This window comes from Noviherbaspirillum sp., assembly GCF_036846085.1.
Classification (GTDB): Bacteria; Pseudomonadota; Gammaproteobacteria; order Burkholderiales; family Burkholderiaceae_D; genus Noviherbaspirillum.
The window spans coordinates 1-9,611 of sequence record NZ_DAIUCO010000211.1; the positions used below are offsets into that span (position 1 = coordinate 1).

The following is a 9,611-nucleotide window of genomic DNA, read 5'->3' on the forward strand; positions in this document are numbered from 1 at the left end:
GTGTTGAACGCACGCCCACCGCTTCGCCGGTGCGGCCAGGCGGCGCTGTCTTGTGGATGAGGCTCATGATCATCGGCAGCGCCGAGCCGAGGCCGAGGCCGAGCAGGAAGGCCAAGCCCAGGAGCACCGGGACCGCATGGAACAACGGGAAGAGCAGGTAGACGAAGGCCGTGATCGCCAATGCGCCGGTGAGTACGCGCCATTCCGGAAAGACCCGTGAGATCGGCCCCATGGCGAGGCGAACCACGAATGTGCCGATGCCGAAGGCGCCCATGATCAGCCCGATGGTCGATGCCGACAGGCCGATGCGCGCACCCTGGATCGGCACCATGAACGTGAACAAATCCCATCCCATCGACAGCAAGCCGCTGGCAATGAAGACCGCCCGCAGCGGTGCATGACGCAACAGATCCATCACGCGTGCGCTGCTTGCCGGCGCCGCGGGCGTTGCGCGGGCGTGGTTGAGCTTGCGTGTCAGGCCGAGAAAGATCAGTGCGATCACGGGAAATGCGGCAAGCATCAGGAAGGTGGCCGCATGGCCCGCCAGGTCGATCGTGAAGCCTGCGATGACCGGCCCGAGCACGGTGGAAATGGAAAAGCCGAGGGCGAGGTAGGAGAAGGCGCTCGTGCGGTTTCTGGCGGTGCTCGCATGGCCAACGGCATTGTTGATGGCCACATGCGTCAGCATGAACCCGGAGCCGAGGAGCACGCTGGCGACGTACAGGCTCGAGAGCACGGGACGCGTTCCCGGCAGCACGGTACCGACGATCATCAACATCAATGCGATCAGCGTCGGCTTGAAAACGCCTGTCCGGTCCGTCCACCTGCCCGCGTGCACGGACAGCAGCATCGGGATCACCGCAAGCAGGCTCATCAGGAATCCGACCTGCACCGGCGGCGCGCCGAGATCGATTGCAAACAGTGTCAGTGAGACGCGGCTCCCCGTGAAAGTGATGTGCGTCAGCACCATCATGGCAATCAGGGCGAGGAGGTTCAAGGCGGGTAGGCGGGGTGCGCTGGGGTGAAGTCTGCCAAAAGTATAGAGCAAAACCGCGAACGGGATTGCCGGCCGCCGTCACGGTGCCGCCTGCCGGCATGCAGCGCGGCCGGATCGACTTGCGTCGCACGGCGGCATCAAGGCTTCGCTTTTGCGTCGGCCTCCGTCGCCAGCGAGGCCAGGATCGCGTGGGCAGCGGTCACGCGCGCATCGGCGGGGAAGTTTTTATTGGCGAGCATCACGATCCCCAGCTTCCGGGCGGGAATAAAGGCGACATAGGCGGCGAAGCCGTTCGTGGATCCGGTCTTGTTGATCAGCACCTCCGATTGCGGCGCCAGCGGCGGACTGAATCTCGCGACGCTGTTCGCCTCGAATACCATCGCATTGCCGTTCCCCGCCAACAGCTGCTTCAGCTCGGTCGGATAGGGGTACTGCTCCCATACCAGGCTTTGCACCAGTTCTCCCGACTTGAAGTAAGCGATATGGGTATCGTCGATTGCGCGCTGCAAGGTGGCGTCGGCCTTTGCCATTCGCAGGTTCGCTTCAATGAAGCGAATCATGTCGAACGCATTTGACTTTACCGCATAGGCTTCCGGTGCAAGCACGCCGGGACGCATGCGGATCGGCTGATCGTCCCTGGAATAGCCTTGCGCATAATCGCGCATCTTGCTTGCCGGGACATGGAAGTAACTGTTGCGCATCCCGAGCGGGCGAAAGATCGTCCGTTCGACAGCGCTGTCGAAAGGGGTCTGCATGCTCGTTGCGGCGACCATGCCGAGCAAGCCGATGCTGACGTTTGAGTACATCCTGCGGGAGCCGGGCTGGTGAACCGGCTGCCATGCGTTCAGGTAGTCGATCAACTGTTCGTCGTGGTCGATGCCGTCCGGCACCTGCAACGGAAGTCCGCCCGGTGTGTAGGTGCCGAGGTCGAGCAGGGTGGCATCGTCGAGGCGACTGCCGCGCAAGGCGGGCAGGTGATCGCCGGGATGGTCGGACAGGGCGAGGTTGCCATTGACCTGGGCATAGGAAGCCAGGGTGGCGGTGAAGGTCTTGCTGATTGATCCGATCTCGAAAAGGGTATCGCTCGTCACGCGGCGTTTCGTGTCCTTCGACGCGATGCCGTAGTTGTAGAAGTGCCGCTTCCCGTTGATCGTGACGGCGACCGCCATGCCCGGAACATCGTATTTCTGCATTGCCGGCCGGATGGCATTGTCCACGGTCTCCGCGAGCGCCGCGTGACCGGCATTGCCGGCGGCATAAGCACTGGAGGCAAGGAAAACAAGGACACCGGCGCACAGTTTCGACAGATGCATATGCTGGTTACACCTTTCATCACGATCATCGGGTGAGGCAGTATACCTGCCGCGCAAGGAGGTGTTTTGCCAGGGTGTGCGGGCAAACGGGTGCGTACTGCGGAACCGGTCTGCCTGATGGCATCGGGTCCGGGTTCGCCATGTCATTCATTTTCCGGCAATCAATCCTCCTTCCACCGGCACAAAGTTTGCTGGCAACTCATCATCGGATACGCCACTAGCAGGGGCGTCCGAATGACAAATACTTTCCACCAGAGAGAAGGAATCGGATATGAGACATGGATTCGCTGGTTCATTGAAAATGGCCGGCGTGCTTTGCGCCGGCATGCTTGCCAGTGCCGCCGTTTGCGCGCAGACCAACTTTACCGCCACGTACAACGGCGCCAGTCCCGACGGCGGCGCTTGTGCAAGCACCTACAACATCGTCGGCATGGAGCCGGACACGCCGGGCAAGCATCCGGTGTTCGTGTACATGGTGGGTACCTGGGAAAATTTTACCAATGCATCCGCGCTGGAAGCGGTCAGGCGCATGGCCGCCAAGGGCTATGTGGCGGCGACGGTCGAGTACGGGAATTCGGCCTTCGGCTCATGCAACGTGATCGGCGCCAAGGCGAAATGCGTCTTCGATCCGGACAGCGCCGTCAGCGCCGTCACGCAGATCTGTTCCCGCAAGGGCGCCGACTGCCGCAAGGGATTGGTGGTTGCCGGGTTCAGCCAGGGGGCGATCATGTCGATTCTCGCCAAGAACCACGATGCCCGTGTCCAGGCGGCATATGGGCTTGGCGCCGGCGTGCAGTATGCGACGACCGATCTGCGGCAGTGTGTGGCGGACGGCAATCGCGCATTGCCGAGCGACCGCCTGCGCATCGTGAATGGCGAGAACGACGAGTTCATGGGTGCAACGCCGATCACGGTACGCAGCCAGATGCAGGAGGTCACCGGATTGAACTGCGGATTGACAGCCAACGGCTGCGTCAATCCCAACAACAGCGGCTGGCATATGGTGCAGCAACTCCGCATGTCGAGCGGCCTGTCGGACCATTGCTATATGCGCGGCGCCGGTTGCGGCAGCAGTGAAGAGGTGCTCCAGCCCGCATGGCAAAGCGGCAACGAGCCCTGGCATCTCGAACCCAACCTGAACTGGCTGACCAATTTCACAACAAGATAGTGTGCCTATCTACCGTCTCCTCAAGCCTCTGTCTGCCGCACCGGTAGAAGAGGCTTGCTAAGCATGCTGGTAAAAAACCAATGCACGCAAATACAAGCGCGTCATTGTTATTGCCGGCATGTCATCCCTCCAAATCCGAGGCGTGCCATTCATCGGCCTAGCTCCACCTTCTTCTGGATTTCCTCCGAGAAAATTTTGCTGCCGGCAGGAACTATTTTCCTGTAGGAAATCTCTGACGTGGGTACGTTGATTCGTACACGCAGCGATGAGCAGGTCCAGATGTCATGACCGCCTGTTAAGCCTCAGGTCGCTCGTCCCATTTCACTTCTGCCACGAAAGGCCAACGAGCATGCAATTATTGCCAGCACACTTTCATGCCGCATCATCGAACGTCAGGCCGCTCCGGATTCCATCCTTCCAGCGGACGGAATGCCTCGAGGAGAAGTTGCCCTTTACGGTACGCATGGTGAGTGATGAACATGCGCTTTCGAAGGCGGTGGAAATCCGGCATGCCGCCTACAAGCGGCACGTCCCGCTGTTTGCCGAATCCTTGAAGACACCGGAGACCACCGACGCGGAAGACGGCGTGGTGGTACTGCTCGCGGAATCCAAGCTCGACGGCACCGCATTGGGCACGATGCGTATCCAGACCAACCGTTTCAGGCCGCTCAGCCTCGAGCAATCGATCGCGTTGCCGGATTCTCTGGCAGGCAGACCGCTGGCTGAAGCCACCCGCCTCGGCGTGACGGGGCAGCGTATCGGGCGCGTGGTGAAGAACGTGCTCTTCAAGGCGTTCTACATGTATTGCCAGGCCAACGGCGTGCATTCGATGGTGATTGCCGGCCGGGCGCCGATCGACCGGCAGTATGCGCGATTGATGTTCGAGGATGTCTACCCTGAAAAAGGATTCATTCCCCTTCGCCATGCCGGCGATATGCCGCATCGAATCATGCAGCTCAAGATCTCGGATGCGAAGGCGAAGTGGCAGGAAGCCATGCATCCCCTGTATGATTTTTTCATCCGCACCTCGCATCCCGATATCCATGTCGGCCGGATGAAGAACAATGTTTTGCCGTTCGCGCCCGTGGGGACGTTCAGGCTGCGATAGTCGTTCACCCGTCGGGCGAGTGTCGCGCGCCGCCGGTCTCCAGGCCGCCGCTGCTCGCGCCGAATACGCCTTGCAGTCTCCGCTGTGTGCCGTAACGTCATCTCATCCGCAACATTCGCACCCACCTCAATTGACCTGCATCAAGCAAAGCTGACTTGTCTGCCGGCATACCCATTACCCGTAGACCGATCCACAATTCTTTCCTATTCTGGAATGAAGATTAATTGCTTTTGGTCGCAACTCGATGCCGTGGATCCATGCCATGGCGGAAGCGCCTGCCGGTTTTTCTAGCGCCCGGCAGCCGCATCCCCGACCATGCTTGCGGAAATATGCCCCAACAGCCAGCACAGCGGAAACCCACGGCATCATCCCTCCACGATTCACTGGACCGGTTCCTATCGTGGCTGGGGACGTATGCGCTGCCGGTGGCAATCGGTGTGATGTCTCTCGTCGCACTCACCGGCTGGCAATCCTATTTTCAGGTCGGGGACGCACAGCAGCTCCGGTTCCAGTTTCTCGAAGAAGCAGGATCGCCGCTCTCTGCGGAGCAGGCCAGTGCCGCATTGCTTGCCAGGCCCGGCGTAGAGCGCTTCGATAGCGGCCGGTCCGAAGCGCCGTTCTGGTTCCGGTTCGCGTTTTCCGATATGCCCGCCGAACAGGGCGTGACGGCGGAATTTCCCTCCCGTCACATGACCGAAATCACATGCTGGGAAGAGGATGCCTACACGCTGGTCGGCGCGGCCACGCGGGCGCGGGCGACCGGCAACATCAGCATGGTGAAGGCGGGATTCGCACTCGGCCCCTATGCGCCGACCAAGGCCTCGTTCGTGTGCCGGGCACGCTTTGTCGGACCCGCCAGCCTGACGCTGATGCAATGGCGGGCCGAGGACCTTGCGGCGTCGGCCCAGAAGTTCCATCGGGAATCCGGATTGCTCGACGGCGGGCTGATCGTGCTTGCGCTCTTCATGCTCATCACCGCGCTGATCATTCGCCAGACGATCTATGTCCTGTTCTCCGCCTGGCTGATCGCCAACCTCAGGCTGGCCGCGCTGTCGGCCGGATGGGATGTGCAATGGCTGGGGCAGGCGGTGCCGCACCACCTGGTCTTCGAGATGCGTCTGGTGACCACCGCCGTCTATTACGTGCTGACCGTCACCATGTTCCGGACCTTGTTCCGCGATGATCTGATGCGCCTTGGCTCGCCGGTGCCGATGCGGGTGGTGCAATGGATGTGCGTGGCGCTGCTGCTGCTTTCCGTCACCTTGTCGTACCAGGCATTCCTGCCGGTGCTGTGGGCGGCGTCGGTCATCACGGTGCTGGTCGTCGGATTCCTGCTGGTGCGCATCCTGCTGGCCCGCCGTTCGCCGGTGGCGGTCTGGTATGCCGCCTCCTTCGCTATCACCATGGTCGCCGGCCTGTCCGAGGTCGTGTCTGCGGCACTCGGCTTCCGGGGCACGATCGGCACGGTCAACAGTGTCACCGCCGCACTGTCGTCCAGCCTGCTCGCGGCGCTTGCGGTCGCCGAGCACATCCGCATGGAGCACAGGGAGCGGATCGATGCGCAGGAAGAACTGGAACATACCTACGAGGCCATGCCGATCGGTCTGTTCACGCTCGACCTGGAAGGACGTTTCAAAAGCGCCAATCCGGCGCTGTCCAATATGCTTGGCGACGATGTGATGAAAGGCGGTGGGGCCGAGTGGGAACGCTACTTCAAGGCGGGTTCGTGGAGCGAACTGCTGACCATGGTGCACATGCAGCCCGACGGGGAACTGGAAATCGACGATGCCGGCCAGTCCGGCGCCGAGGCGCGCAAGCGGTTTCTCGTCAAGGCCACCCTGGCGCGCGGAAAGATCGAAGGTTCGCTGCAGGATGTGACGGAGAAAGCCGCCGCGATACAGGAACTGATGTACCTCGCGGAGAACGACCCGCTGACGAAAGTATTCAACCGGCGCGGCATAGAAAGCACGCTCGACCGCGCCATGCAACAGCTGGCGGAGGGCAAGCCGCTCGCACTGGCATACCTCGACATCAACCGCTTCAAGCTCATCAACAGCCTGTACGGCCATGCGGTCGGGGACGCGATACTGCGCATGGTGTGCGACCGCGTCAAGGGCATGCTGGCGACAGGACAGCACATGGGGCGCGTCGGCGGCGACGAATTCGTCATCGTCATGCCGGATACATCGATCCAGCTTGCCGCCTGGAGCTGCCGCGGCATCATCGCCGCCGTCGGTGACCAGACCTACGGTATCGCCGACAAGGCATTGCAGGTGCATTGCTCCATCGGCCTGATCGAGATCAGCGAGCCCACGCACATCAAGGACGCGCTCGCCCTGGCGGACAACGCCTGCCGCGAAGCGAAGAGGGGCGCGCAGCTCGTGGTGTATGAAAAGGATGCGAATGTCTTCCGCCAGCGCGAGGCCGAATTCTCGCTGGCGGAACATCTGTCCGGCCAGCTCGCGACGACCGGGCTATATCTCGATATGCAGCCCATCATGTCCCTGAAGGACCCGCATGCGTCGCTCAACTTCGAAGTCCTGGTACGCATGCGGGGCAGGGACGGCGTCGTCGTTTCCGCTGACCGCCTCATTCCCGCCGCCGAGGGCTACGGGCGGACCGGGGTGATCGATCGCTGGGTGATGGGTACGACACTGGAGTGGATCAACGCGCACCTGCCACGCCTGTCCAACACCCAGTTCGTCTGCATGAACCTCAACGGCGCGTCATTGAATGATGAGCGCTTCGTCCGTGATGCATTCGACATGCTGGAGAGGATGCCCCGCGCCGCCTGCCGCCTCTGCATCGAAATCACCGAGAGCGTTGCGCTGCAGGACCTCGGCAACACCCGCCACTTCATCGACCGGGTGCGCGGATGCGGCGCCAAGGTGGCGCTGGACGACTTCGGCGCCGGCTATACATCGTTCTCCTATCTGAGAGATCTGCCGGCCGATGTGCTGAAAATCGATGGCAGCTTCATCGTGAACATGGTGGCGCACCCGGCAAACGTGGCCATCGTCGAGGCGATCGTCAGCCTTGCGCTCAGCCTCGGCATGAAAACCATCGCCGAATGGGCGGAGGACAACGTGACCGTGCAGACACTGTCCGATATCGGCGTCGATTATGTGCAGGGATATGCGATCGCGCGGCCGCAGCGCCCGGAGAATATCCTGATGGCGGCGTCGGCGGCGGCATTCATCCAGAATGCCGAGCTGGCTTATTCGATGCGGCGGGTCAGCGCCTGACCGTGATGCCGAAGCCGTTGGCGCTGCATGCCGCGCATCGGGGAAGTGCAAGCATCATTGGAGGCAAGTGTACGTCGCGTCGAGACCTGATTGCATTCCCTTATGTGCCGGCCAGCCGGCGTTGCATGTCCTTGCGCAATGCAGCCGCGTATTCCCGGAAATCCACTTCCAGCGTGTAGCGTGCCGAGCCCACATAGCGCCTGGCGATCCGCTCGGCATGCAGGGCGATTTCCCGCTCCATCGTTGCGCGCGCCGGGAGCGCGGTTTCACCCGCCAGCACCGACGCCAGCCAGCGCGCCTGTATCTCCACCAGTGGAATGGTCGGGCCGATCGGCTGCACCAGTCCGACCATGTACAGCCCCGGCAGATGCGGCGGCATCATGCGCCGGTAAAGGGAGACGCTGCCGTCGCGCACTTCGAACAGGGAAGGATCGATGAATGGAAAGCTCGTCCGGTAGCCGGTCGCGTAAATGATGGCGTCCACCGGTGCGACCTGGCCGTTCTCGAACGCGACGCTGTCCCCGCGCAGTTCCGTGACATTCGGCGCGATCCGTATCCAGCCATGGCCGACATAAGGGAGCAGCTCCTGGCTCAGGGTGGCATGTTCCTGCCAGATCGAATGCTTCGGGCGCGGCACGCCGTAGCGGGCCTGGTCGCCGACGGCGAGAAACATCAGCCGGCGGATCAGCGCCCGCGTCATTTTCGTGGGCAGCTTCAGCTTGCGGGAAAGGAAGGCCGACCAGCGGTCGGTCGGAATGCCCATGATGTACTTCGGCATGATCCATGCGCTGCGGCGGGTCGACAGCGTCGTGCTTTTCGCCGCCTTGCAGACATCCACCGCGATGTCCACCGCCGAATTGCCGATGCCGACGATGAGCACGTTCTTGTCCCTGAACGGTTCGGCGGTGCGGTAGTAGTGCGAATGCATCGCCGTGCCATCGAAGCTGCCGGGGAAATCCGGATAGCGCGGGTCCCACAAATGGCCGTTGGCGACCAGCACGGCGCGGTAGCGGCGCACTTCGCCGTCCTGCAGGCGCACATTCCATGTGCCGTCCGGTGACGGCCGAACATCCTCGACGCGCGTATTGAACCGGATGTGCGGCCGGATACCGAAACGGTCGGCATAGGCTTCCAGGTGTTCCATCACCTGGAAATGCGACAGGAAGTCCGGATAGTGATCGGCGATGGGAAAGTCGGAATAGCCGAGGTTGTTGCGGCTGGTATCGATATGCAGGCTGCGGTAGGCGGACGACATGCCGTTGTCGTTCTCGTAGCGCCACATGCCGCCGATGTCGGAGCCGATCTCGAAGCATTCGAAGGGAAGGTTCTTTTCCTTGAGGGCCTTGGCGGCTGCCACGCCGGATGAGCCGGCGCCAACGATGCAGACGGGAAGGGAGTCAGGTCCGGCCAAGCGCATTCTCCTTGTAATCGTTGATGATGGCGGCAACCGACGCGTCGCCGGCGATGCCGAGCCGCAGCGCGGTTTCCGATGTGAAGCCGCGCGGCCAGCCATCCACGATCCGATGCATGGCGTCGTCGCGTTGCCAGACGATGCGGCTTCCGGCCTCGCCCAGCGCGGCGGCGAGATCAGCCGGCGTGACCGCCAGGGACGGCAAGTTCATCGCGCGGGTGGCGCCAAATGCGGAAGAAGGAATTTCCAGCGCGCGTATCAGTCCGGCCGCGACGGCACCAACCGATGCAACCGGGAACCGGGTATCCGCATCCAGCGGACATGCCACGTCCCTGCCGTTCAGCGGTTCGCGGACAAGCGCGGCGATGC

6 protein-coding genes and 1 pseudogene are annotated in these 9,611 nt (G+C 62.2%); 3 read left to right on the forward strand and 4 right to left on the reverse strand.

Going from position 1 to position 9,611, the window contains the following annotated elements:
- Positions 1-997, reverse strand: a 997-nt coding sequence (locus tag V7080_RS19815) for an MFS transporter (RefSeq protein ID WP_334190119.1), incomplete at its 3' end; no start/stop codon positions are given.
- 137 nt (positions 998-1,134) lie between these two features.
- Positions 1,135-2,310 (reverse strand): class C beta-lactamase, encoded by a 1,176-nt coding sequence (ampC, locus tag V7080_RS19820; protein WP_334190120.1) that lies wholly within the window; start codon positions 2,308-2,310, stop codon positions 1,135-1,137.
- A 271-nt stretch (positions 2,311-2,581) separates the two neighbouring features.
- Here ampC and V7080_RS19825 point away from each other — a divergent pair, with 271 nt between their 5' ends.
- The 3 genes from V7080_RS19825 to V7080_RS19835 all read left to right on the forward strand — a co-directional run bounded on the left by V7080_RS19825 (position 2,582) and on the right by V7080_RS19835 (position 7,831).
- Positions 2,582-3,478 (forward strand): alpha/beta hydrolase family protein, encoded by an 897-nt coding sequence (locus V7080_RS19825; protein WP_334190121.1) that lies wholly within the window; start codon positions 2,582-2,584, stop codon positions 3,476-3,478.
- A gap of 349 nt (positions 3,479-3,827) precedes the next feature.
- Positions 3,828-4,586, forward strand: coding sequence for a hypothetical protein (locus V7080_RS19830; protein WP_334190122.1), 759 nt, complete (start codon positions 3,828-3,830; stop codon positions 4,584-4,586).
- 329 nt (positions 4,587-4,915) lie between these two features.
- Positions 4,916-7,831, forward strand: a complete 2,916-nt coding sequence (locus tag V7080_RS19835; RefSeq protein ID WP_334190123.1) for a putative bifunctional diguanylate cyclase/phosphodiesterase — start codon at positions 4,916-4,918, stop codon at positions 7,829-7,831.
- A gap of 100 nt (positions 7,832-7,931) precedes the next feature.
- On the opposite strand, the gene V7080_RS19840 is transcribed toward V7080_RS19835, so the two are convergent.
- On the reverse strand, positions 7,932-9,242 hold the full coding sequence (locus V7080_RS19840) for a flavin-containing monooxygenase (protein WP_334190124.1): 1,311 nt from the start codon (positions 9,240-9,242) through the stop codon (positions 7,932-7,934).
- A pseudogene (locus V7080_RS19845) lies at positions 9,229-9,611 on the reverse strand (hypothetical protein); the annotation flags it as partial. The pseudogene V7080_RS19845 and the gene V7080_RS19840, both read right to left, overlap by 14 nt.

What these genes read in the sequence shown, in the direction of transcription:
- ampC (WP_334190120.1), bottom strand. Translation starts at nt 2,310, where the DNA reads ATGCATCTGTCGAAACTGTGCGCCGGTGTCCTTGTTTTCCTTGCCTCC.
- V7080_RS19825 (WP_334190121.1), top strand. Translation starts at nt 2,582, where the DNA reads ATGAGACATGGATTCGCTGGTTCATTGAAAATGGCCGGCGTGCTTTGC.
- V7080_RS19830 (WP_334190122.1), top strand. Translation starts at nt 3,828, where the DNA reads ATGCAATTATTGCCAGCACACTTTCATGCCGCATCATCGAACGTCAGG.
- V7080_RS19835 (WP_334190123.1), top strand. Translation starts at nt 4,916, where the DNA reads ATGCCCCAACAGCCAGCACAGCGGAAACCCACGGCATCATCCCTCCAC.